Origin of the sequence: Siphonobacter sp. SORGH_AS_1065 (assembly GCF_030818595.1) — a bacterium.
Lineage (GTDB): Bacteria > Bacteroidota > Bacteroidia > Cytophagales > Spirosomataceae > Siphonobacter.
This window is the reverse complement of record NZ_JAUTAM010000004.1, coordinates 524,545-550,617: the sequence shown is the minus strand read 5'-3', so window position 1 is coordinate 550,617 and position 26,073 is coordinate 524,545. Positions and strand designations below refer to the sequence as shown.

19 protein-coding genes are annotated in these 26,073 nt (G+C 43.9%); 11 read left to right on the top strand and 8 right to left on the bottom strand.

The genetic code is table 11. The features are described from left to right. Positions 1-100 precede the first annotated feature (100 nt). From QE390_RS03010 to QE390_RS03000, 3 genes are read left to right on the top strand one after another with little or no spacing between them, the layout of a single operon-like run. The gene (locus QE390_RS03010) at positions 101-1,075 is read left to right on the top strand and encodes an ATP/GTP-binding protein (protein WP_307141039.1); all 975 of its coding nucleotides are present in this window, start codon (positions 101-103) and stop codon (positions 1,073-1,075) included. Continuing rightward, positions 1,056-1,526, top strand: coding sequence for a hypothetical protein (locus QE390_RS03005; RefSeq protein ID WP_307141038.1), 471 nt, complete (start codon positions 1,056-1,058; stop codon positions 1,524-1,526). Before QE390_RS03010 ends, QE390_RS03005 begins: the two co-directional genes overlap by 20 nt. Continuing rightward, positions 1,523-2,635, top strand: a complete 1,113-nt coding sequence (locus QE390_RS03000; protein WP_307141037.1) for a C1 family peptidase — start codon at positions 1,523-1,525, stop codon at positions 2,633-2,635. The genes QE390_RS03005 and QE390_RS03000 overlap by 4 nt, the downstream gene beginning before the upstream one ends. A 454-nt stretch (positions 2,636-3,089) precedes the next feature. On the opposite strand, the gene QE390_RS02995 is transcribed toward QE390_RS03000, so the two are convergent. Further along, positions 3,090-3,758 (bottom strand): metallophosphoesterase, encoded by a 669-nt coding sequence (locus QE390_RS02995; protein WP_307141036.1) that lies wholly within the window; start codon positions 3,756-3,758, stop codon positions 3,090-3,092. Between the two features lie 27 nt (positions 3,759-3,785). Continuing rightward, positions 3,786-5,012 (bottom strand): tetratricopeptide repeat protein, encoded by a 1,227-nt coding sequence (locus QE390_RS02990; RefSeq protein ID WP_307141035.1) that lies wholly within the window; start codon positions 5,010-5,012, stop codon positions 3,786-3,788. 327 nt (positions 5,013-5,339) lie between these two features. On the opposite strand from QE390_RS02990, the gene hpt reads away from it, so the two are divergent. Next, entirely contained in the window at positions 5,340-5,870 is a 531-nt protein-coding gene (gene hpt, locus QE390_RS02985; protein WP_307143529.1) for a hypoxanthine phosphoribosyltransferase, read from the top strand. A gap of 185 nt (positions 5,871-6,055) precedes the next feature. Here hpt and QE390_RS02980 read toward each other — a convergent pair whose 3' ends face one another. Continuing rightward, complete coding sequence (locus QE390_RS02980; protein WP_106637933.1) at positions 6,056-6,814, bottom strand: DeoR/GlpR family DNA-binding transcription regulator; 759 nt, start codon at positions 6,812-6,814, stop codon at positions 6,056-6,058. A gap of 323 nt (positions 6,815-7,137) precedes the next feature. On the opposite strand from QE390_RS02980, the gene QE390_RS02975 reads away from it, so the two are divergent. The 7 genes from QE390_RS02975 (at position 7,138) to QE390_RS02945 (ending at position 19,405) form a co-directional block, all read left to right on the top strand. After that, on the top strand, positions 7,138-10,236 hold the full coding sequence (locus tag QE390_RS02975) for a SusC/RagA family TonB-linked outer membrane protein (protein ID WP_307141034.1): 3,099 nt from the start codon (positions 7,138-7,140) through the stop codon (positions 10,234-10,236). A gap of 12 nt (positions 10,237-10,248) precedes the next feature. Beyond that, positions 10,249-11,769, top strand: coding sequence for a SusD/RagB family nutrient-binding outer membrane lipoprotein (locus QE390_RS02970; RefSeq protein WP_307141033.1), 1,521 nt, complete (start codon positions 10,249-10,251; stop codon positions 11,767-11,769). Positions 11,770-11,856: 87 nt separating this feature from the next. Further along, entirely contained in the window at positions 11,857-14,112 is a 2,256-nt protein-coding gene (locus QE390_RS02965) for a family 20 glycosylhydrolase (protein WP_307141032.1), read from the top strand. 118 nt (positions 14,113-14,230) lie between these two features. After that, complete coding sequence (locus tag QE390_RS02960) at positions 14,231-15,883, top strand: alpha-L-fucosidase (protein ID WP_307141031.1); 1,653 nt, start codon at positions 14,231-14,233, stop codon at positions 15,881-15,883. 427 nt (positions 15,884-16,310) lie between these two features. Beyond that, positions 16,311-17,612, top strand: a complete 1,302-nt coding sequence (locus tag QE390_RS02955) for a gluconate:H+ symporter (RefSeq protein WP_307141030.1) — start codon at positions 16,311-16,313, stop codon at positions 17,610-17,612. A gap of 110 nt (positions 17,613-17,722) precedes the next feature. Next, positions 17,723-18,214, top strand: coding sequence for a RidA family protein (locus tag QE390_RS02950; RefSeq protein WP_106637938.1), 492 nt, complete (start codon positions 17,723-17,725; stop codon positions 18,212-18,214). A 120-nt stretch (positions 18,215-18,334) separates the two neighbouring features. Then, positions 18,335-19,405, top strand: coding sequence for a dipeptidase (locus QE390_RS02945; protein WP_307141029.1), 1,071 nt, complete (start codon positions 18,335-18,337; stop codon positions 19,403-19,405). A 63-nt stretch (positions 19,406-19,468) separates the two neighbouring features. Here the strand turns inward: QE390_RS02945 and QE390_RS02940 are convergent, their stop codons facing one another. The 5 genes from QE390_RS02940 to QE390_RS02920 form a co-directional block, all read right to left on the bottom strand. Next, positions 19,469-19,906: a hypothetical protein gene (locus QE390_RS02940; protein ID WP_307141028.1), complete on the bottom strand. Its 438-nt coding sequence runs from the start codon at positions 19,904-19,906 to the stop codon at positions 19,469-19,471. Continuing rightward, positions 19,900-20,271, bottom strand: coding sequence for a DMT family protein (locus QE390_RS02935; protein ID WP_307141027.1), 372 nt, complete (start codon positions 20,269-20,271; stop codon positions 19,900-19,902). Before QE390_RS02935 ends, QE390_RS02940 begins: the two co-directional genes overlap by 7 nt. 292 nt (positions 20,272-20,563) lie before the next feature. Further along, on the bottom strand, positions 20,564-22,267 hold the full coding sequence (locus QE390_RS02930; protein WP_307141026.1) for a hypothetical protein: 1,704 nt from the start codon (positions 22,265-22,267) through the stop codon (positions 20,564-20,566). 28 nt (positions 22,268-22,295) lie between these two features. Then, positions 22,296-22,994 carry a hypothetical protein gene (locus tag QE390_RS02925; protein WP_307141025.1) on the bottom strand — a complete coding sequence of 233 codons (699 nt, stop codon included), beginning with the start codon at positions 22,992-22,994 and terminating at the stop codon, positions 22,296-22,298. A gap of 984 nt (positions 22,995-23,978) precedes the next feature. Next, complete coding sequence (locus QE390_RS02920) at positions 23,979-25,487, bottom strand: choice-of-anchor I family protein (protein ID WP_307141024.1); 1,509 nt, start codon at positions 25,485-25,487, stop codon at positions 23,979-23,981. Between the last annotated feature and the right edge of the window lie 586 nt (positions 25,488-26,073).

Here is a 26,073-nt window from a genome sequence, read left to right as displayed (position 1 = left end):
CGTGAAGGGTTGCCCGGCTGGTGAAAGTTTTTTCACGAAAAAGGCATATTTGCCCATAAAAGGCTCTAAACGCTTAACTTTGATAAAAAAGGATAAGAAGATGGTAAAGCATATTTCTATAAAAAATTTCAAGTCAATAAAAAATCTGGATTTTGAGGCCAGACGGGTAAATGTATTTATAGGAGAACCCAATGCTGGGAAATCGAATATTTTAGAGGCTTTGGGCGTGTTTACTCCGGGAGTTGATTGGAGAGATATTGTTAGAGTAGAATCGGATGAGAATGTTTTTTTTGAAAATAATACGACTACAATTTCAACTATAATAGCTCATAAAGAGGAAGATTCATTTCCATACGTTGCAAAATTCTGGTTAAATGGAGATAGAGTTGAGGCTGAAATTGGAGAAACTTATCCAGAATATGATCCTCAAGATTCAACCGTTGAAATTAAGGTAGAGTCGAAAGTTGAAGGATTGTTTCGATATTATAAGTTCGCTGTTCCTGAGTCTTTTAAGATAAGTAGTAATAAGTTTCTCAATTCCCCGAATGGAAGTAATCTGCTGTTTCTGCTAAATAATAACAAAGATTTTAGGGAATTAGTAGTTGATTTGTTAAGTAATATAGGCTTTAAATTTAATTTAAGAATAGGAGAAAGAAAACTGGAAATAGCACGGGAAATAGATGGCGTATTAATAAGCCATCCTTATAAAACCATATCAGATACTTTTCAAAGAATTATTTTTTACCTGGCTGCCATTGAATCAAATAAGAATGCAGTATTACTCTTTGAAGAACCTGAGGCAAATACCTTTCCATTTTATACGAAAGAGCTAGCTGAAAAAATTGCGTTAGATGTTGATAATCAATACTTTTTAGTTACTCATAACCCTTATTTGTTAAATACGCTTATTGAAAAAACGCCGATTGAAGATTTAAATATTTTTGTAACGTATATGAAGGATTATGAAACTCATGTACATCCGATGAGTAAAGAGGATATTGCTGAAGTATTTGACTTTGATGAGGCTGTATTTTTTAATCTTGATCGTTATTTAGATGAGAGTATACATAGTTGAGGATAAAGCTCATAAGGAGTTGATAATTACGCTTTTGAATATACCCAATAGAAGTGTGATTATTGGCGGTAGTAGAGGGGAGACCTGTAAGTTATTAGCAAAAAAAGAAAATGCCATAGGTATTGTAGATGAGGACCCTAGAGGACCAGGATTACCAGAGTATTTGAAGAAGCTGTCTGCTGAAGAATTAAATGGTAACATTAGAAAATACAGAGACTTCAAACGGAATAATGTAATTCTAATGCTAAAACCAGATGCCGAAGGCTGGGGTTTCGATTTAAGTCGAAGAGTGAAAATTGATTTGCAAAAATTGGTTGGAACTACTTCGTTTAGAGAATTTCACGACATTATTAATCGAAGATTAGATAAATGGAGGTTACTGATCCAAAATCTGGAAAGTAGTAATATTCCTGCCTTACAAACACTAAAGCTTGAATTATTAAAACCATGAAAAATCTACTAATATCCTCTCTATTATTAACCTCCTTTACTGCCTTCGCTCAGTCACCTGAGTTGGGGCTGAGAACTACTCAACAGTCTCAGGTAACTTCTGTTAAAAATCAGGGAGGCACGGGTACTTGCTGGTGCTTTTCGTCAACAGCAATGATCGAATCGGAGTGTCTGCGGAAAAATCTCGGCGAATTTGATATTTCGGAGATGTTTACCGTTCGGAATATTTACCTTGAAAAAGCTCGTAATTACGTGCGTCGGCAGGGAAAAGCTCAGTTTGATGAAGGGGGGCTGGGTCACGATGTACTAAATGCCATTACTTTATACGGTGCCGTTCCCGAATCGGTGTATTCCGGTTTGAAAAATGGCGAGACGAATCATAGCCACGGGAAGCTGGTAAAAGATTTGAAAGCCTATCTGGCAGAGGTCATGAAAAAGTCACCCATTGACCCGAACTGGGAAGAGGGCTATACGAAGATTCTGGATGAAAAATTCGGAACAGTGCCTGCCTCATTTGACTATAAAGGAAAAACCTATACGCCCCGCGAATTCGCGGATCAGGTATTGCAGTTTAATCCTAACGATTACGTTAGCCTGACCAGCTTTACGCACCATCCTTTTTACAAGTCTTTCGTACTGGAAATTCCCGATAACTGGGCTAACCAACGTTACCTGAACGTACCGCTGGAAGACTTAACTGCCGCAGTAAAACAGTCGCTCAGTCAGGGGTATACCATCATGTGGGATGCTGATATTAGTAATCTGGGCTTCAAACAAGACAAAGGTTTTGCGGTAGCCGTAATTGATAAAAGTGACAAAGCTGATTCGCCGGATGTGAGCGAGAAAAAAATTGATCAGTCGTTTCGTCAGCAGTTATTCGACAGTCAGATTACCGTGGACGACCACCTCATGCAAATTGCCGGAATGGGCACTAACGCAACGGGAAAGAATTTCTATCTGGTGAAGAATTCATGGGGTGACAAAACAGGACCCTACAAAGGATACATCTACGTTTCTGAACCCTATTTTGACCTGAATACCATCAATGTTATTCTGCCGAAAGCGTCCTTGCCCGAGGCTATCAAAAGCAAAGTGAATCTTTCAGAATAAAGTAGTTGATAGTTGTTAGCAACTGCCGCTACGGTTGTCAGTGGTTCGATTGACAGTCAACATTTTACAGCAAAAAGTATATTATTCTCTTATTACAAGAACTTAAAAGGAACAAAATCATCGGATTTTGTTCCTTTTTTTGAATGAGGTATGATGAGATATATCTTTTGTACTGCTGTCAGCCAAACACATCCAGTTTTGCTGAAGAGGTAGTCTGGTTATGCCGCTGCCAGCGTGGCTCCACTATCAGCAACAGCTTACTTTACCAAAATAGACTTCATAGCCTAAGTCATTGCTGCCAGCGAAAAAGCTGGCAGCGGGTTTGGCGGTTAATTACTATCAGCGAAAAAGCTAGTCGGGCCACGCTGGCAGTGGTGGACTAGAGACTATTTTTGAGGAATAAATTTATTTGATAAATAACTAACAACCGCAGCCGCTAACAACTACTTATCCCTTAAAACGCTTGTTCCCAGAAGTCAACCGTTTTGCCTAATACATCGATATAAGTAATCGAACTTTCTTCGTCTCCGTATTTCCGAATTTCGGGTAAAGGTGTATGACCGACAATCTGGTGAAAACCTGATATATAATGCCCTGCCGTCTCCCGCTGGTCGGCCCAGACTAGCCCGCCCGTGGCACCCGGATTTCCGCCGCGAATGGCTCCGCACTCAAACAAGGCTTCCCGACCCGCAGCCGTCTCCTGTAAGGCATTCAAGGTATCTGCTAAATGGTCGCCTTTAATACCATGCTTACGGGCCCAGAGACGGGATATCCCCGCGTGCGTAAACAAATGATGATCAAGCTGGTAAGCGACCTGAAAAGCCGACTGATGCTCCCGGTAAAAAGCCGTCCATTTCTTTTGCATGTAAAACCGAAAACCCGAGCAGGGATGTTCTGGATAATGCAGATAAGCCACGTCGTGATTGCCCAGTAACAGCACAAACTTCTCCGGTTCTGCTTCTTTTAAAGCTACAATTTGCTTTAAAACCTCATCCGTCTGTTCATCCGAAAACTCTTTGGAATCAACGTAATCGCCCATGAAAATGACCTTATCCGCTGCGGCTATTGGGGCTTGCTGCCAGTTGGTTCGTCCGTGAATATCACCAATCGCTAATACATTCATGAAAGCATAGTAGAAAAGGATGTTCCACTACTTCTTTTTGCGTTGCTCTTTCTGGCGTTTGCGATTATTGTCCAGCAATTTTTTTGCCTCGGCTCGCTGAGACGTTTTCTTGTCCGCAAAACGGAGCACTTTTTCGTAATACTGCTTCGCTTCCTCCAGATTTCCTTCGCCATCAGCAATTTTTCCGAGGTTCAAGAGAGCCGACGTATGGTAACCCGATTCGGTAGCTCCATTCATTTCCGCAAAAGCAATTGTGCGTTTGTAATACTCTTTTGCTGCCGGAATATTATGATAAAAAAAGTGATTGTAATACGCCAGAATATACGCGGCGTAACGACCACTGACAGGCTCGTAGCCAAACTGACGGTTGTCATAGCGTTCCAGGATGGCTTTCGATGCCACATCGGCTTCGTTAATATGCCCCGTTACGAAACATTCGCGGGCATACATGCGGTGAAAATAGGGATTCCAGGGATAAGTGATGTGCAGGTAACGAGCCAACTGATACCCCTTTTCGTGCTGATTTTCAGAAGCATAAATCTGAAGTAAAAAGTATTGAGCTTCTGTTCGGCTGTAAAAGGCATTGCGGGAAACCCATTCCAACTGACCGATTCCTTTTTTCTTATCACCCTCGTGGAAAAACCAGAAAATGGGTTTTAAAGCCGAGTAATTTTCCGGTACCCATTGTCGGTAATAATTATACAGACCGTCACCGAAGGCCATTTCGGGAGAAAAATCTTCGTGACCTTTACATTTTTCAAAATACTTCAATGCGTTTTTTCCGGCATTACTCGCTTTAAGCCATTTTTTCCGCTCAGCGTACATTCGGGATTTGAAGGCATACGAGGCGGCTAGAAAGAAACTGGCTTCAATTTCCTGATTCCCACCCTGATCATACAATTTTTCGGCTTTTTCAATGGCTTCGTCCATGAATAACTCGCACTTCGCATCATACATATCGTTATCCGTGTTCGGAACGATTTTCCACCATTCTGCCAAGCCAAACAGGAAATAGGGGAGCGGATGCTCAGGGTAACGAGCCCGCAAGTAACCAAACTCCTTCAGGGCTTCCGGAAAGTTATAGTTATACATAGCGTTAATCGCGTCGGTCGCTTCGATCTGCACTTCGGTGCGTTTCAGCAGCATTCCACCCGAGCGGGCCTGCTCATTTTTCTCCGCCGTTTCAAACCAGGATTGTGCCGAAGAAGTAAGGGTAATTAGGACTAAGAAAAAGGTTACTAAATTGATTTTCATGGCTTTGAAAAAAGCTCTCACGGGATTGTACGTTACAGAGTAGCTGTGGTAAGATCAACGGCAATTATTAAAAAGTCGTTTAAATTTAATCTGAATTTTTTTCGTTTTGACACTTACAAAGATAGGAAAGCTAATTTTGGGTTTTCAATGAATGAAAAATTGACTTTTCCTTTGAAGATCAGCGAGCCTTCAGGTAAAGGAAAGCGTACGGTTTTATTGGTTTCTCCCTGAAGTAATTCTTGTTTGCCCCGTGGAAAGGCGGTCTTTATGTACTCAAACTTTCAAACGAAAGCAAACCTGAAACGTACTTCCCTAATCCCAACTCAAGTGATACAGATTCACGATAAACATTTTGACATTTTTATTGATCAGGAAACGCTGGAAGCACGAATTGCGAAGCTAGCCGAGCAGATTGATCGCGATTATGCGGGGCGGTGTCCCTTATTGATTGCCGTGCTGAATGGCTCGTTTCTGTTTGTGGCCGAATTGATGAAAAACATCAGGATCGATTGCGAAATTACGTTCATTCGCCTTAATTCTTACGAAGGTACAGGCACGACGGGAAAAGTGAAGCAGATCCTGGGTTTAAGCGAAGAAATCAGCGGTCGTGATGTAGTTATTATCGAAGACATCGTAGATACGGGTCATACCATGGCTGAGTTACTGGGTCAGGTAACGGCGAGAAAGCCCCGTTCCATTGAAATTGCGACAATGCTTCACAAGCCCGAAGCGACCCGCATTCCGGTAACGTTGAAGTATGTAGGCTTTGCGATTGAAAATAAGTTTGTGCTGGGCTACGGACTGGATTACGACGGTCTTGGCCGGAACCTGCCCTGTATTTATCAACTGGCGGAGTAGATAGCGTGGTTAGTGGTGGGTTGAGGGTTGTTAGGAACTTTACTGTGGTCTGTGATTGGTTTCACAGGCCACTTTTGTTATAAAGCAAATGGTAATGAGAGTTGTTAGTCATTTGTTACTGGTTGTTAGAAAATACGTGATGCTGTGTCATTTTATCTCTAAAACGAACAACTAATCACTAACAACTAAATCACCAGCGTCTTGCCCGTTTGGTAAGGAGCCAAAAGACTGGATTCAGGCGAAAGTTCGGTAACCAGGTAATCGATTTCCCGCAGATCTGCCACTTTCATGGACATAACACTGTTCATTTTTTCAGATATTGCAAGAATTGCAATCTTTTCGGAGGCACGAATCATGGCTTTCTTGGCCTGTACTGTTTCCCAGTTTGAATCGGTTAGCCCTTCTTTAGCGTCTAATGCGTTGGTTCCCATGATACACAGGTCTACGCGAATCTCTGACAATCGTTGATATACGTCGCCGCCCACGGCCATCTGGCTGTAGCGGGAAATGGGGCCGCCAATCATTATAATTTCCAGATTTGGCTTATCCAGTAATTCTACGGCTGTTAATGGATTGACCGTTAGGAAAGTAGCTTTCAGCTCATTCGGGATCATCTTGATAAACTCCCGAATGGTCGTACCACCGCCCATCAAAACCAGCATTCCGTCTTTTAATAAGGAAACTGCTTTTTCTGCAATGAGTTTTTTGCTGTCATGGGCGTAACTCTCCACGGGTTGCGAAGAGTAGTGATAAGCCTTAGACATCGCTCCACCCCGTATTTTAATCAATTTTCCCTCGTCGGCCAGGTCATTAATATCCCGGCGAATGGTATCCTCCGAAACATTAAGGGTATTGGCTAAATCCGTAAGGGTGATACGGGTATGAAGGTTCACTTGGTTTATAATCAGATCCTTACGGTCTTCTTTTAAGAAAACGACTGACATTCGTTAAGTGGATTACTGTTGAATAAACAAAGGTAAAAAAAATCAGCAGGGAGTGGCTACCGTTTGCTGGCTACTAGTGAAATTCCTGAATCTTAAAAAACATTAATAGTATTGTAATATATCTAAAAATGCATGTTTTGCAATTAATAATGCTGTAAAAGTAATATTTTATGGTTGATAATGCATGATAATGGTCATTTTGTAAAATTTTATTTGCAAAGTCGATAAATAAGTGCCTATATTTCGCAAAAAATGCAAATAGCTTGCAAGTTATGCGGATTAACCTGGCAAGTCCATTTGGAAAATCCTTATCCTGTACTTCTATGAAAATTCTACCCTCCTGTTTTCCTGGCCGTTTCGGAAGGCTCTTTGCTTTCTTCTGGCTCATCGGAATTCCTGCGATAGCCCAGACTATCACTGGAAAAGTAACCAATGCTGGTGACGGAGCTCCGTTACCCGGCGTTACGGTTGTCGAGAAAGGTTCTACCAAAGGAACTGTTACTGACGCTCAGGGACAGTTTACCCTGATGGCGGCTGAAAATGCAACATTAGTATTCTCTTATGTAGGATTTCTGTCACAAGAAGTAGCCGTTGGCGGACGGACGAATCTGGAAGTGGCCATGAAAGAAGATACCAAAAGCCTGAACGAAGTAGTCGTAACGGCCTTAGGTATCCAGCGGGATAAAAAAGCTCTGGCTTATTCGGTAACGGAAGTGAAAGGCTCTGAGTTTACCCAGGCTCGTGAAAACAACGTAGCCAATGCCCTTTCTGGTAAAATTGCCGGGGTGAATGCTACAGGTCTTTCGACAGGACCTGGCGGGTCGAGCCGTATCATTATTCGCGGGAATGGTTCATTAACGGGAGTGAACCAGCCCCTTTATGTAATTAACGGGATGCCGATTGATAACACTACTCCTGGGGGTAGTGCGACAGCCAACGGTGGGCAGGGTAACGTGGACCGCGGCGATGGGATTGGCGGAATTAACCCCGACGATATTGAAAGCATGAGTGTTTTGAAAGGTGGTACTGCGGCTGCTTTATACGGCTCACGGGCTGCTAACGGGGTTATCTTGATTACCACCAAGAAAGGGCGTGCTCAAAAAGGCATTGGTGTCGACTTCAATTCAACGTTCACCACAGAAAGCATCGCCGTTGTGCCTGATTGGCAGTACGAATACGGACAAGGAGACGGAGCAGCAAAACCAACTACGCAGGCTCAGGGCATTGCCTGGGGTCGTCGTTCCTGGGGTGCTAAAATTGATGGTTCTGATTTCGTAGCCGCTGATGGCTTAACTCATCCTTACGTTGCCCAGCGGAATAACCTGAAAAACTTCTATCAGACGGGTAAGACTTTTACTAATACATTAGCCGTCAATGGTGGAAATGAGAATGTTAACTATCGATTCTCCGTATCTGACCTGGACGCTAAAGGAATATTGCCAACGCAGACGTATAATCGTAAAACGGGTAACCTGAACCTGAATGGACGATTTGGACCTAAAATTGCGGTAGAGGCCTTGGCTCAATACACCATCGAAGCTAACAACAACAAAACGGGAGCGGGGGATGCTTTGGGAAATCCCAACTGGACTCCTTATATGATTGGTAATACCTCAGACATTCGCTGGCTGGCTCCAGGGTATGATGCAAACAATAATGAAATTGCCTGGAATGATGCTTCCATTGCTTCCAATAGCTACTTCGTTATCAATAAATACAAGCAGAACGATACGAAGAACCGTTTTATCGGTCAGTTTGGTTTGACTTACAACATCCTGGATAACCTGTATGTGAAGGGAACGGTTAGCCGCGACTTCTTCAACTATCAGTATAAATACATCCTTCCGACTGGCACTTTATACGTTCCTAACGGCGAGTATAACGAACTGAAGACCGACGTAAGCGAAACCAATGCAATGGTAACGGCAAACTATAATACCAAGATTGCTTCTACGATTGGTCTGTCGGCTCTCGTTGGAGCAAACCGTCGTGATTATAACTACAACCAAATCAATATTGCGGGTAGTAACTACGTACTTCCTTACTTCTATAGCTCTACGAATTTAAGAACGATCACTACGACTCCGCGGAATGAGAGAGTACGTACGAACTCGGTATTTGGATCATTAGATTTAGATTACAAAGGCATTGCGTTCTTAACCATGACGGGTCGTCAGGATTGGTTCTCTACTTTGAGTCCTAAAAACAACTCCATTTTTTACCCATCCATTGGTGGTAGCTTCGTTCTGTCGCAGGCCATAGCATTACCCCGAGCCATTGATTTTGCCAAGATTCGGGCTTCCTGGGCTCAGGTAGGAGGGGCTACGCCTGATCCTTATGCCATTAATCTGACGTATTCAATGGTACCTAGTTCAGGACAACCCTTGCAGAACGTAACCAGTACGGCTATTACCAATGCAGGGCTGAAACCTTTGACTTCTACCACTTATGAAGTGGGGGTTGACTTACAATTCCTGAACCGCCGGGTAGGGTTAGACCTGACGTATTATAACCGTGCTACTACCAACGACATCGTTCAGACGAGCATTAGCGAAACATCTGGCTATAATTCGGTGTACATGAACGTAGGTAAGATGAGTAACAAGGGTATTGAAGCCTTAGTAACGTATAGCCCTATTCGTCGGAAAAATTTCGGTTGGGACATCAGCTATAACGTAGCCTATAACGACAGTAAAGTAATCAAACTGGCGGATGGTATTACGTCTTTACAAATGGCTACCTCGGTAGGAAACTGGGCTTATATTAACTCGATTGAAGGCCGTTCGTACGGAACAATCGTGGGTACGACTCGTCAGCGGGATGCGAATGGTAACATTATCTACGATCCAACGACGGGTTATGCTTTAAAATCAAATCTGCATGAATTAGGCAAAGGGGTACCTCCGTTAACGATGGGATTAACTAACGAATTTCATTACAAAAACTTCTCGTTTAACTTCCTCCTTGATGGTAAGTTCGGTAACAAAATCTTCTCTGTATTAGAGGTATATGCGAACCGAATGGGTAAACTGAAAAGAACCCTTGACGGTCGTGAAAATGGCTTGACGGTAACGGGTGTGACGGCAAGTGGAGATGCCTTTACGAAGACGATTGCTAAGGAAAATCTGCGTCCTTATTATGACAATGATAAAAATTACACGGAACTCTTCCTGCATGATGCCAGCTTTGTTAAGCTTCGTCAGGCCATGGTGAGCTACAACATTCCGGTAAAAAACTTCAAACTCCTGAAACTTCAGTCAGCTAGTATCTCATTTGTTTCACGGAATATTCTGACGCTGTATAAAAACACGGACAATTTTGACCCTGAGCAAAGCTTTACGAACAGTTCGAACCAAGGTTTTGAATCGATTGGCTTGCCCAGAACCAGAAGTTATGGTTTGAATCTTCTCTTGAAATTCTAATTACCGACTACGATGAAAAAAAGATTCTATAAAATATATGCCTGTTTACTGGTATTGACCGCATTGCAAAGCTGCGACAAAGGCTTTGAGGCCTTGAATACCAACCCGGATGCTTCCAGTACGATCAACGGAGATTATGTATTTACGAAAGCTCAGTATGATGCCGTAGGAAACATGATCACGGGTTTACAAGGCACCATGCAATACACGACCAGCTACAATGACGTGGCAGGTTGGGGCTCTAAATACATTTTTAATCAGGGAACGGCCCCCTATGCGGTATTTAGTAGTGCCTATACGAAAGAGCTCAATGAAATGGGCGAAATCATACGAGCTTTTGAGAAAGATCCAGCTCTGGTTAATAAACTGGCTATTGCTAAAATCTGGCAGGTGTACTGTTTCTCAAAAGTTACCGACTTATACGGTGATATTCCTTATAAAGAGGCTGCTCTTGGTTACGTATCGAGTAATTACAAGCCCGTTTACGATTCACAACAAAGCATCTACACCGATCTTCTGGCTCAGTTAGAAACAGCAGTAGGCATGTTTGATGCGACGAAGACGACGTTTGGTGCCGCCGATATGATTTATGGTGGAGACCTGACGAAGTGGAAAAAGTTTGCGTACTCTCTGATGTTACGCATGGGTATGCGAATGACTAAAGCCAATAGTACGCTGGCTGAGACCTGGGTGAAGAAGGCGATTGCAGGTGGCGTTATTCGTGATGATGCGGATCTGGCTAAAATCTCGTATCTGGCTTCTGGACAGATCATTAATCAAAATCCGTTGGCCTACTGGATGTTGAACAGTGATTATATCCTGGCTAATGGTAATAGTAACCCTGAAGGGGGCAAGTACGATAAGGTTTTTATTGATTACCTGAAAGCAACGAATGATCCGCGTCTACCCGTAATTTCCGTGGTATACGTGAATGGAAAAGCCAGTAATGACCCCTCCATTCAGAAAGGTATGGCTCACAACATTGCCAACACAAAACCTAGCGATTTCGTGACCTACTCAGAGCCTAACCAGAATACGCTTCTGAAGTTAAGTGCTCCTATGTTGGTATTAACCAATGCAGAGGTAAATTTCTATCTGGCAGAGGCAGCACTTCGGGGTTGGTATACTACTGAAACGGCAGCAAACCTGTATGCTTTAGGAACTCGGGCAGCGTTACGTCAGTGGTCGTTGTATGGTAGCGATGGCGTTATCTCTGATGCAAACATTAATGCTTATGTAACGGCACAAGCTCTGAAAACGGGCACTGTGGCGGCTCAGATGGAACAAATTCATACGCAGTTCTGGGTATCCGTATTTCCTAACTCTCAGGAAGTATTCCTCAACTGGAGACGTACAGGTTACCCCGCTCTGGTGCCGAATAACTACGCGGGTAATATCACCGGAGGACAAATTTTCAGACGAATGTTATACCCCGCAACGGAAGAAAACCTGAACGCTGAAAACTATTATAAAGTAGTGGCAGCTCAGGGAACCAATGAGTTTATGACTCGAATCTGGTTAGATAAGCAGTAATAATTTTGAAGGAGTGAATGATAGAATGAGTGAGTGAATGTAGGCAGCGTATTACCTTGAGGCCTCACTCATTTGAATAGTTCAGGAATGAAATACCTAGTAACCATAGTACTTTTCTTCATTGGTTTTGGAAATGGGTTCGCTCAAAGCGGGCTCATTCCTCAACCGGTAGCCTATCACCGGAACTCGGGCGAATTCACGCTTACGGCCTTAGCGAAACTTTCGTCCGATTCCGGTGTGCCGGCTGCTTTACTGAAACTGACCCAGGAGCAAATCCACTCGTTGACCGGATTTACCTTGCCTGTGTCCTCTACAAATGCCTCTATTTCCCTGAAAATTGATTCGCTGAAGGTGTCCCAGCCGGAAGGTTATCACCTGCGAATTCAACCCAAAAGCATTGAATTGATCGGGCACGATCAGGCCGGACTGTTCTATGGCGTACAATCGCTCGTTCAGTTGATTAGTCAGTCTTCTGACCTGCGATTACCTGCCTGTAGTATTAAGGATTATCCCCGGTTTTCGTACCGGGGTATGCACTTGGATGTCAGCCGCCACTGGTTCCGGGTGCCTTTTATTAAAAAGTATATTGACCTGCTGGCTCAGTATAAGTTCAACACCTTTCACTGGCACCTGACGGACGATCAGGGCTGGCGAATCGAGATCAAGCGTTACCCACAATTGCAGGAAACGGCGGCCTTCCGCAGTCAGACGCTGATCGGTCATAAACGCGAACTTCCTCACCGTTTCGACGGCAAAAAATACGGCGGCTATTACACGCAGGATGAAGTCCGCGAGGTCGTTCGTTATGCGGCCCAACGCCACATTACCATCATTCCCGAAATCGAAATGCCCGGTCACGCATTGGCGGCGTTGTCGGCTTTTCCGGCTCTGGGTTGCACGGGCGGGCCTTATCAGGCTGCTACCTTCTGGGGGATTTTCGATGACGTGTATTGTGCAGGAAACGACAGCACGTTCACTTTTTTACAACATGTTCTGGACGAAGTTGTCGAGTTATTTCCTTCAAAGTACATCCACATCGGTGGTGACGAATGTCCGAAGACCCGCTGGAAAAGCTGTCCGAAATGCCAGGCCCGGATGAAGCACGAAGGGCTGAAAGATGAGCACGAGTTGCAGAGTTATTTCATACAACGAATGGAGAAATACCTGTTGACGAAAAACCGTGAAATCATTGGGTGGGACGAAATTCTGGAAGGGGGCTTGTCGCCCGGAGCGACCGTAATGAGCTGGCGGGGAACCGAAGGAGGTATCGAGGCCATGCGTCAGAAGCATAAGGCCATTATGACACCCGAAATGTTTGTCTACTTCGATTTCTACCAATCTTTATATCCTCAGGAACAAGTAGCCGCTGCCTGGTATACGCCGTTAAGTAAGGTCTATAGTTACGAACCCGTTCCTGATTCATTAACTCAGGAAGAGGCCTCGTATTTACTGGGCGTTCAGGGAAATGTCTGGAGTGAATACTTATCGACAGATGCCAAAGCCGAATACATGATTTTTCCACGGGCACTGGCCGTGGCCGAAATAGCCTGGTCACCGAAAACGGGACGAACGTATACCGATTTTTTAAGACGCTTACGGAAAAATGAATCTTTACTTAAACGACTGAAGGTAAACTATGCGAAGGTTTTCGACGAAATTACGGACACCGTTTTAGTGACGGCACCGGGGAAAATTCAGCTTCGGTTAAAGACCACTTTACCCCAGGCAACCATTCGGTATACCACCGACGGAAGTGAGCCACAAGCGACGAGTTCGATCTATACTTCAGCATTACCCATCCCGAAAACGCAGACGATCAGAGCGGCGGTTTTTCAGGGTAAAGTTCAGCAGGGCCGGGTGTTCGAAAAATCATTCACCATTTCCAAATCCACAGGTAAGCCCCTTTTGCTGGCGACGGCTCCGAAGGGTAACTTCATTACCTCCAGTTCACTCGTAGCGGTCAATGGTGTTCAGGGAACGGCTCGTTACAACACTGGCGAGTGGTTAGGATTCTTGGGTGAGAATGCTGAGTGGACGCTGGATTTACAGAAAACGGAAACGGTTTCCGAAATCCGCATCAACGTTTTAAAATACCACTGGCAGCGGTTTTGGGAACCCACGGCCCTGCACATGCTGGTTTCAGAAGACGGAAAAAATTACCGGGAAGTGTATCAGTACAAAGACTTCCCAATAAACGGAATCAACGAAATCAAAGGACAGTTTCAGCCCACCAGAGCCCGATTCATTAAAATCAAAGCGGAGAATAAAGGAATTGTCCCCGCAGGCGAATATGGAGCCGATAATAAGGCCTGGCTTTTGATGGATGAACTGATTGTGAATTGAGTTTAGAGTTTTGGGTTTAGGGTTACTGCCAGTGCAGTTTTGAGTTATTCAGAAAACGGAATAGTAACCTTGACAAATCCCCAACACAAAACTCTAAACCCTAAACCCTAAACTAATAATGCGTCGATTATCCTGCTTCCTCTTCCTGTTTTTATTTGCCCTGGCTGGTTACGCTCAGGAAACTGAGAATTTTGGTGCCAACCATAACAAGCCCGAACGTGAGGAGTGGCTGAAAGATGTAGGCTTTGGGATGTTTATTCACTGGAACGTGGATACACAGCTTGGCGTCGTCATCAGCCACTCGCTCGTGGGAGCTTCACCGGATTATGTGGAGCGTTACATCAAGGAACTGCCTCAAACCTTCAATCCCAAAGACTGGGATGCTGAAAGGATCGTGATGCTGGCAAAAAATGCGGGCATGAAGTACATCATGTTCACGACCAAACACCACGCCGGATTCTGCATGTGGGACACCAAAACCACGGATTTCAACGTGATGAATACGCCTTACAAAAAGGACATCGTAAAGCAATACGTGGACGCTTGTCGGAAGTGGGGGCTAGCCGTTGGTTTTTATTATTCGCCCGAAGATTTTGTTTTTGCCTACAAGAATGGCATGAAAGACATTACCCGCGATGACCACTGGGAGAAGGCGAAGCCCTTTCAGGCTGAGTACAAGAAATTCGTAGTGGAACAGACGAAGGAATTAATGACCAAATATGGTCCGGTAGATTTGTTCTTTATTGACAGTGATGTGTTGAAAGAAGAGGTTAAAGAAACGGTCTGGAAATACCAGCCGAACTGTCTGATTACTCGCGGAGCCTTACCTACACCTGAGCAGTATTTACCTGGAGAGACGTTAGTGACGGCCTGGGAAAGCAACATGACGATGGGAACAGCCTGGAATTACAAGCCTACCAATGAACACTATAAATCAGGCACGGAGTTACTGAACATTCTGATCGAATCACGGGCCAAGGGGGGGGCTTATCTACTCAATGTAGGACCTACTCAATGGGGCAATCTGAACGAAGGTCAGGAAGGTCGTTTGATGGAAATTGGAGCCTGGCATTTCATTAATCAGGAAGCGGTGCATAACGTTCGCCCCTGGATTGTTCGCACGGAAAATGACATTTGGTTTACGAAGAAGAAAGACGAAAATACCGTTTATGCGTACTTAACGAACATGCCCGATTGGCCTCGCGGCGAGCGTCGGGAATTCCTGATTCGTTCGGTAAAAGCAACGGCGAATACGGAAGTTTCAGTATTAGGACAAACGGGTAATGTCGTGGAATATAAACCTAACGTGGATGGTCGGGCTCGCTTCGAGCAAACGCCGGAAGGGTTGAAAATCTCAGTTGTTCGGGCTCAGCGGATTTATAACAATCACAAATGGCCTAATCCCATCGTAGTAAAACTCAAAAACGTAGAAGCGGCTCTGACGCCCATGCAGTTCCGTACGGTAAGTGCTGAAAAGCTGAAAAACGGTAACCTGAAATTGACGGCAGATGTCGTAAGAATGGGTTCAGGAAAAGAGTATCGCATTGGCTTCGAGTATCGTCCCGTACAAAGTTCGCTGAACGAAGAATTCAATGAAAAATGGAAGTCAACGGATATTTATCCCGTAACCAATACCGGCAAAATGACGCTGGAATTAGTGAAAGGTAATATTCAGTCTTATAACGAAATTGAATACCGGGCGGTGGTCTATCAGGACAACATGCGGATTGAAGGCAATACTCAGAAAATTAGTACCCTGCGGCTGGAATAGTGAAAATTTCACTGGCGGGTTTTAGGTGCCGATTACCGCTGCCAGCGAAAAAGCTGGTCGGGCCACGATGGAAGCTTGAAATCACCGCTGCCAGCTTTTCGCTGGCAGCAAAAGCCGGGACTTTGGCTTAGTTGTTAGGAATAGAGTAGTGCTGCCAGCAAAAAAGCTGGCCGGGCTACGATGGAAGCTTGAAATCACCGCTGCCAGCTTTTTCGCTGGCAGCAAAAGCTGGGACTTTAGCTTGGTTGGTAGGAATGGAGTAGTGCTGCCAGCGAAAAAGCTGGCAGCGGCATCAATAACCTTGATTGTGCTGTTAGCATCTATTCGTTGCCAGTAGGAACAACGTTTAAATAATAAAGAGGTCGCTTAAAAACCAAAGGTTACGTTTTCACTGAAAACAGAAAACCGCAAACAGAAAACGGATCGAATGCTTAGTGTTGCTGCCTGTATTGTTTTACTAGTGTTACTTATTGTCTGGGCCAAAGTCAATCCCTTTTTAGCCTTTCTGCTAGTTTCGGTTTTAGCGGGCTGGTTATTAGGTATTCCTCTGATAAAAATCGGACAATCCATACAGAAAGGAGTTGGTGATACCCTGGGTTCGCTGGTATTAATCATTGCCCTCGGAGCCATGCTGGGAAAACTGGTGGCCGAAAGCGGAGCCGCTCAGAAAATTGCCTCAGTGATGATGGGGTTGTTCGGCGAAAAATATATTCACTGGGGACTAGTCTGTACGGGGTTTATCATCGGGATTCCTCTGTTTTACGGCGTTGGCTTCGTGTTGATGGTGCCACTGATTTTTTCGGTAGTGTACCAATACCGTTTACCCGCCGTGGCCATTGGGTTGCCTATGTTGGCGTCTCTGTCAGTGGCTCATGGGTTTTTACCGCCACACCCTTCGCCAGCGGCCTTAGTTGGCCAGTTTCACGGGGATATGGGACTGACCTTAGTATACGGATTAATCATTGCTGTACCCACGATTATCCTCGCTGGTCCGGTTTATGCTTTAACCCTGAAAGGCATTCATTCAGAGCCATTAGTAACTTTTCAGGCCAGTTTTATTCCTGAAGAAGAGTTACCCAGCGGCTTTAGCAGCTTTTTTACAGCGTTACTCCCCGTCGGCTTATTAACCCTGACCACGTTGTCACATTTTTATCCGGGTAACCCCTTCGAAGGCGTCTTAGGCTTCATCGGAGACCCGACGATTGTGATGTTGATTTCTGTAATCGTAGCCACTTTTACGCTTGGAATCAGTCGGGGAAAAAGCATGACCGGAGTCATGAAAACCTACGAAACTGCCGTTAAGGACATCGCCATGATTGTCCTAATCAGTGGTGGAGCGGGAGCCTTAAAGCAGGTATTAACTGACAGCGGACTGAGCACCGAAATTGCCAATCAGCTCCAAAGTTTGGAAATGCCACCGTTATTTTTAGGCTGGCTTATTGCAGCCATCATTCGAGTCTGTATTGGTTCAGCTACGGTCGCCGGACTAACCGCAGCGGGCATTATCGCTCCGTTGATGACTCAGCAGGCGATTAATCCTAACCTGATGGTATTGTCCATCGGAGCGGGAAGTTTAATGTTTTCGCACGTGAATGATCCGGGGTTCTGGATGTTCAAAGAATACTTTAATTTATCCGTCAAAGACACCATTCGTTCCTGGTCCATGATGGAAACCCTCGTCGCCATTGTAGGTTTATTGGGGGTATTACTTTTGAATCAAATCATATAGCAAATGCCGTTTTGAGTTTAGGGTTGTGAGTTTTGAGTTCGTTTTTAATAACCCCAAACTCACAACCCTAAACTCAAAACATCAAAAACTAATAACTAAATTTTAATCTCATGAGCACAGCCGCAACAACTGTTGAATTACTTAGCCCTGAAGCTGCCTTTGCTAAATTAGGACTTTCGTTACCTCCCGCCCCTACGCCGTTAGGGGTTTATAAGCCTTACCTGATTGACGGTAAATACCTTTACGTTTCTGGTCACGGACCCGTGCAGGACGACAAGAGTCTGATCATTGGCCGGATTGGTCGTGAAATTGATGCTGAAGCGGGTAAAATGGCCGCTCGTCAGGTAGGATTAACCATTCTATCCACCATCAAAACGCACGTTGGTAGCCTTGACCGTGTCAAGCGGGTAATCAAGGTATTGGGGATGGTCAACTGCGTTTCCGAATTCGAGCGTCATCCTTATATCATCAACGGTTGCAGTGAGTTATTTGCTCAGGTTTGGGGTGAAGAAAACGGCATCGGCGTTCGCTCCGCCGTAGGTTTCGGCTCCCTCCCCGACAACATCCCCGTCGAGATCGAGGCTTTGTTTGAATTAGTATAAGAGGTTTAGGGTTGGGAATTTTTAGTTTTGAGTTAAAAAGAAGAGCTGCCATTGTGGTTTTAAGTTGTTCCTATAACAAGTGCTAAACTCAAAACCCTAAACTCAAAACTCAAAACTCAAATGTTCATTTTTGATGCTCACCTGGATTTGAGTATGAATGCGATGGAGTGGAACCGCGATTTGCGGTTACCCGTCGAGCAGCTCAACGCCAGAGAAAAAGGCTTAACCGATAAGCCTGACCGGGCGAAAGCAACGGTTTCCTTACCCGAACTTCGGAAGGGAAACATTGGAATCGTCGTAGCCACGCAGATTGGTCGTTACGTAGCTCCCGATAACCATCTGCCGGGCTGGCATTCGCCCCAGCAGGCCTGGGCCCAGACGCAGGGCCAGGTTTCGTGGTATAAAGCCATGGAAGAGGAGGGTGAAATGACGCAGATTACCGACTGGGCTGGGCTGGAAAAGCACCTGGCTCTCTGGAACGATGGAACTCCCAACGACCAAAAGCCGGTAGGGTATATCCTGAGTCTGGAAGGAGCTGACTCCATTGTTACCATTGACCATGTGGAGCGAGCCTATAACTACGGCCTTCGTGCCATTGGTCCTGCTCATTACGGGCCGGGACGTTACGCTCAGGGAACCGATGCCACGGGCTTCATGGGCAAAGCCGGACAGGACTTACTCAAAGAAATGGAGCGTCTCAACATTATTCTGGATGCAACCCACCTGTGTGACGACAGTTTCTGGGAAGCAATGGATCACTTCAACGGGCCGGTTTGGGCAAGTCATAACCTGTGCCGGACGCTGGTGAACCATAATCGTCAGTTCAGCGATGATCAGATTCGTGAACTTATCAGTCGCGGAGCGGTTATTGGCGGTGCTTTGGATGCCTGGATGATGGTGCCTAACTGGGTCCGTGGCGTGTCTACGCCCGAAGGCATGAACTGTAATCTGGACGTATTAATTGACCACCTCGATCATATCTGTCAGATTGCTGGCAATGCCGACCACATTGGCATTGGAACGGATCTGGACGGAGCTTTCGGTCGGGAGCAGTGTCCGTATGATCTGGAAACGATTGCCGATTTGCAAAACATTCCGGGCTTACTGGCTAAGCGGGGGTATAGCGAAGAAGATATTAAGAAGGTAATGCACGGAAACTTCTTACGTTTCCTGAAGAATGCCTGGAAATAGAAATAGGTTAAGAATACTGTTTTGTTGAAAAGCTCTCACCTGTTAGGTTTGAGCTTTTTTGTTTTACTGCCGTTCCAGCATAAACTCACCCGTTTGTAACGTTCGGTTATCAGTTACTGGATTTAAAATCAGTCGGTTATTATCCAGAAAAGTTGTCTTAAATAACTTGCCACTCAGCGAAGACATGCAGGGAGCTTTGATTAACAAATAGGAATCTTCCAGCGTGAACGTACCATTTCCGCAACCCAGAAAGGCATAATGAATAGGAAGGGTATTCTTGTATTCTTCATTGAATTCTCCCTTTTGATTGAGATTAAGCAGAACGATTTTATCGTTCGGGACGGCCATGGGCGTGCAGGTTGAGTCAGTCTTAGGCTGGCAATAGGAAATTAGCCGCCAGCTTCCCTGAATGGGCGAGACGGCCTGATGGGAACAGGACATTAACGCCAGTAAAAAGAGGGCAAGCAGCAGCCCATTCAGAGACAGTCTGACGTTTACCATTTTTTGAAGATAAAAAACACGGCAATAACCAGAAAGATAAAGCCTACAAGGTGATTCCAGGCCAGTTTATCCGTTTTAAAAAGGTACACGGCCATGAGTGTAAATACCGTTAGCGAAACGACTTCCTGAATGATTTTTAGCTGAAAAAGGGTGAAGGGGCCACCCGTTTCTTCGGAGCCGATGCGATTGGCCGGAACCTGAAAAACGTACTCAAACAGAGCCAAGCCCCAGCTTAGAAAAATAACGCCAAAGAGTGAAAGTTTGGCTAACGCAGGCCATTGTTTGACCTGAAGGTGACCGTACCAGGCCAGCGTCATGAAGACGTTGGAGACGATTAAAAGCAAAATGGAATAAATGCCACGCATATAGTAAAGAGAGAACCAGCGAAAGGTTAGGCCAGCTATCTCTTGCGAAAATAAAGAAGTTTACGGAGAAACGAATGACAGAGTCATACAGCTTTAGTCAATCGGGCTGATAAGGTTTTAAATTGGATTTGATGCTTATGGTAGTAAGTGAAGTAATCTACGCTTGATAAAAAATGCCCCCAAGTAGTAGCTAACTTCCTGGAGGCATTTTAACCCTGCGACTCATTTTATAGAGTCACAGGGTTAATGAAAAGATAGGTTGAAATTTTTAAAAGATGTATTCTTTGTTCCACTACTTCACGTAGGAGACCATATCTACAGTAATGGTATTTGAGCCTGCATCATACGTTACATTTCCTTTGACATCTTTATCATTAATGGTCATCGGCAATTTACTAGGATCGAAGGTAATGAGCGTTTCCTGCCACTTTTTATCATAGTATGCACCAACATTATAGGTTCCATTCTTAATTACCTGACTATTCCCATTGCCGACGTTAACGTACATGTACACATTAGTTCCGGGTTCCCACCAGTTACCCGTAGTTTTATTCATAGAAACCCATCCTGAAGGTTTGGTTAATATTTTACTACTTGAACTATACACAGAAAAATTGAAAGCCAAGTTTACGAAAGCTGGTGGAGCCGGAGGGTTTACATTTACGGTTATGTTATCAGTTGAGCAAGGATTAAATACATTCGTTTGTGCAATCTGCTTAGATCCCCACATATCGTACACTACAATTTTTACTTTGTTATAGGCTGGAGATCGCGGGAGGGTAAAACTAAGGCCATCGTATATCTCTTGACTATGCGAACCAGTTAAATAGGCCCCGTATTCGGTTTGAAGCTGTACTTCGTAAGTGTTTCCTCGGGTCTTAATCGTATTTGATTTAAAATTTATAGTTAGTTTTTTACGAAGGCAGTCTCTAATACCATTAAATCCCCAATCTAAATTCCAGAAAGACAAGTGAGCTGCTTTAAACTGAGCGGTTAATTTCCCATCTGAGCCAGCAGTAACCGTAGCTGTACCTTCTTCTTTCCATTCACCCGTTTCTTCATTCAAGCTCCATACAGGTACAACTTCTCCCGCTTTTATGGATTCACCAGTCGTTGGATTCACCAGACTTTCATCTAACCCAATTTTAACGTCTACGGGTTTGGAGAATTTTTTAACTTCGGTACTTCCCGCAAACATATCAACGGCTACAAAACCAGCCGTGACGAAGGTTACTGGGTCAGCTGGTTTTCCATTGGCATCAACTACGTTGTCTGCGATAAAGCCCCCAGGAAAAGCAACGACCGATTCCTGAGAAGAGGGCGTATAATGAACGATATTCATCTGAACCTGACCAGAAGGAACAGCCTTACCTGCAGCGTCCTGCATTTGGGTTCCCGGTGTAATGCTAATGGTTGCTACGTCGGGTTTCGTTGCGGTTTGCGGGGCCGTAATGGTTACGGTTGATGACGTTGATCCATTGGCATCAAGATTGGTTTTAACAACTGCGGCAGAGGTACCCTCGGCTGGATTGGCAAACTCCACCAATGGAATCTGAATGGTACTTGCATTGTCATCGGTTAACGTGACGTTGTACGATACGGGGCTAAATCCCGGAACAGTTGCTGAGATTGTAAATTTCAGCGGTGCATCGGCGGTGGGCTTCACTTTCGAACGCATCCCCAGGGGTAATAATCCGTCCGTCACTTTATAATTTTGGGAGCCATCACTCATAAATACTACGCTGGAGTTAGGGCCTTCAATACTTACATTGAACGAGGTAGGCTGGTTGACGGCATCCACATTCGCATTGACGAACTTAATCATCACTGGAGCCACGAAGGGATCTGCGTTGATGGTGAATTTTACGTCTTTTAATGGATCAAGACTCATCATGTCTTTTAAATCCTGACAGGCTATCGCAATACCTCCGATGAACAGGATGCCCAAGCTTCCCCGTAAAAGACGATTCTGTAGAAAAATAGATTTGAAATTCATAACTAGGCGGTAGTTATTTAATAAGGGGTTATTTATTTAAACGGTACGAAAGACCAAAGACCAGCACAGGATAGTACTTCAGAGGCTGTAAGTTTTTTTCAATGACAGGACCCTGATTTTCAGAAGGCTGGAGCATTTTAGTAGCAACCAGCGAAATCATGGGTGATTGTTGATAAAAGAAGCCTATATCAGCATTGAACTTCAGGCGTTTTCTTAAAAAGGGTTGCCCAAATCCAAAGCCTATGTAAGGAGCAACTTTGTTGAATTCAGCTTTACCAGACAGCGAGCCAACTTCCTCTGCTGTAAACGATAAGTCTTTAAATTTGACATCTCTGGTGGGAGCACCATCGAAGTTTACTTGATTTAAGTTTACCATTAATCCCCCGGTAAGGCGTAACCCCACTCGTTTAAATGGATAGTAGTCAAGTAATGCGTTGATCGTATTTAATTTGATTTTACCATTCAATCCAATCTGGATATCATCCGTAGCAGAACCTGATACAAAACGAGCATTATAATTGAATGCACTTACTCCCAGCCGTGCATCAAAGCGTCGATTGATGGATCGATAAATATCCAATCCCACACCGCTAGTTCCTACCTTTAAGCCCACAGCGAAGCCATTGGTATATTTAGGCAAAGGACGTTCGGGCTCCGGTTGGTCTACGGTCTGCCCCCAGCTTTGAAATGCTGTAATTAGCATAACAGGAAATAAAATTTTTCTCATGGACAATGATTAGGTTTAATGGGGTGATAGTTAGAAATAAATTAAAATAAATGCTGGCGGTTAAATCATATAGTGAATTTTTGATTTTTATTAAAAATGATAAATGAAAATATATAATTACGTAAGTAATGGCGAGGGTTTTATGTATACTTATTGATTTATTAAATGAGTAGATTTTTATTAAATATTATCTGTGTTTGATAATTAAAAAACACTATTAAGATGACAAATATGTTACTGTATCTGCATAGATACGTTAACTATTGTTGTTTTATATGAATGATAATTAGCTTTCAAAATATTAAGTTTTATGCCATGCTACTGCTGGAATTAATAGTGCTTTTATACTAAATTAATTATAGTGTAATGTGCTGTTATTAAGCTGTTTATAATGCAAGGTATAAGTCTCGTATAAATATATAAATACCCATAAATGGGGGTTGACTTTTATTTAAATATTTATATATAAATAAAAAATATCATTGGTTAATATTGAGTGTTTTAATTTTTGTTATATATAATATTTAATAGTATTATTTATATAAATAATAGGTTTGCATATCATTTATTGCCTAATAATTATACAAATAATAAATTATGTTTTTAAAACTAAATTATTTACTGATAATTTGTTCTTGATTTTTGATTATATATGTCGTGTATAAGTCGATATTGTCTATGATTTGTACTATTATAGATCTATAATATTCTTTTAATAAAGTAAAATAATATAATGGGAATGTATGTTTTACAAGTAGTAAAAATCACTTAATAGCCTTTTAAAAGAGTATGGATAGATATAAAAAGCTAAAGTAGAAGGTAAATTAGAAAGGTATTTTAAAGCCTAATTTCAAAAAGATTCATTAGTGAGAGAGACTAATGCTGAGAGACGCATTTTGTTGAGGCAAGAAGGTTCTAATGAAAAAAACGTCCCGAAAATAAGATGCTTTCGGGACGTTAAATAAACCAGAAGGAACAATAAACCTATAATAAATCAGGCTGATAAATCTTAACGGTTCCGTCGCCTTCGCTGCTTACAACCAGCATGCTACGGCCATTCGGGCTCTTATCTGCTGAAATGAATAAAACACCTTCGGGAGCATCACCCGTGGCAATGAGTTGCAGGAATTTCGGAGCTGTAGGATTGGTTACGTCGTACACCGCGATGGCATCCGCACGTTCCAGACCAACGAAAGCAATCGTCTTCCCATTTACGATACCTATTGTAACGCCTTCAGGTTCAACACCTTTATCGTCTGAACGAGAATCGTCGTATTTACCTGCTTTGATTACTTCTTCTTCCAGAGCTTTACCAATCTCGAAGACCTGCTGACCCGTTGAAGCGTTGAAAATACTGAAACCACGCCCCCCAAAGCCGTACAGTTCTTCGTACAGACCTGCACTGTTTTTTCCCGCAGTCGTGGTAACATTCAAACGGCCCAGGTTTTCATTTTTCTGTAATTCAGTCGCATTCGGGAATTTTGAGGGATCAAGTTTCAGCGTGCTGACGCGAGCTTCTTCCTTGAAAGCCGTGTAATCGCGAGCGTCGCCTTCATTGGCAGTAATCAGGTAACCCGTTCCACCGATTTTGAAGTAAGAAATGGCATCGGGCATGTAATAAGATTTTACCGGCCAGGTTTTTAGCTCGATTTTGCCATCTGCATTGGACGCATCAATGGCGTTCATCGCTACGCTATAATCCTTCGTTCCCAGGGGATTGATTTTTAGAATTGTACCCGAAATCAGATCAACCTCAGCAATAGCATTGTTTTCCTGAAGCGTAACCCAGGCCTTTTTAGAATCTTCTGAAATGGCTACGTATTCAGGCTCAATATCTTTAGAAAAATCGCCCGCATTGGGGCCAAATGTACGGAAGCCACCAGCCACTAACTGTGACTGAAGGCTGGCGAAAGCTGTGAAGTTAACGGTCTTTACGCTGTAATTATTCGTAACGTCAATGATCGAAACAGAACCTTCAGGATCGTTCGTATAAGCTGCGTTTGGTTCTCCTTCGTTAGCCGTAACGATGTATTTCCCATCGGGGCTGAAGGTTACCATGTCGGGTAGGGCACCTACCGTAATTTGTTTGAGTTCAGTCAGCGTGCTGGTATTGATAACAATCACCTTACCATTGGCCTGCTTGTTGGTTGCTTCCAGAGCAACGGCCAGTTTACCATCCGAAATGGCTACGCTATTGGCTACGCCGCCCAGAGTAGAAATATCGATAGATTGAATTTTCTTAGCGGGGAAGGAAGAGAAGTCGAGAACGTCTACAAGAGCTTTGGAAGCGTTGTTAACTGTAAACAAACGCTTCGTAGCGGGATCATAAGCCGAAATCTCAGCGGCGGCCTCACCACCTAGGGTTGTGGTAGAAACCTCACGGAAGGCAGCGGCATTTTCGGAAAGAACGGGCTGAGGGTTGTGGTCTTTAATACAGGCGTTTAAAGCCATAGCAAGGACGCCTAAGGCCAGCGTCCATTTGTTCCGTATCATATTCGTTTATAGTTAAGAATTAAACAAAAATAGATGACGGAACTCTGCTTATTCGGGCTCTGAATAAGGGTAATAATTATTTAATAAATAGCCTCTTTTCGTAATAAATGGGTAATAAAGTTTTCAGTTTTCAGTTTTCAGTTGGCAGTTTTCAGTTGGCAGTTGGCAGTTGGCAGTTGGCAGTTGGCAGTTGGCAGTTGGCAGTTGGCAGTTGGCAGTTGGAAAGTGAAAACCAATAAAGGTAGGCAAGACTTTTTGAAATGGGAGGCATAACCCCATCGGGGTTCAACATGAATAGCCCCGGATGATAATCCGGGTGTTAACCGAGGCATCCTGTGTTTCCTATGATCCGCAGGTAGGAATTTGAAAAGGGAAGAACTCTGTAAAATGGAGAAGACGTTTTGAAATGGAAGCCCCAGACGAGTTCTCCCCGCCGTGGTTGGTGAGGACACCAACCACGGCGGATGAAAAGTCTTGGTAACATTTCAGCGTCGCAGACGCTACTCTCACCCATCCGCGTTGGAAACTTGGACTAAAAAATGACTGTATCTCCAAGGGACGTTCGGTTATTCTTACTATTTTCTGG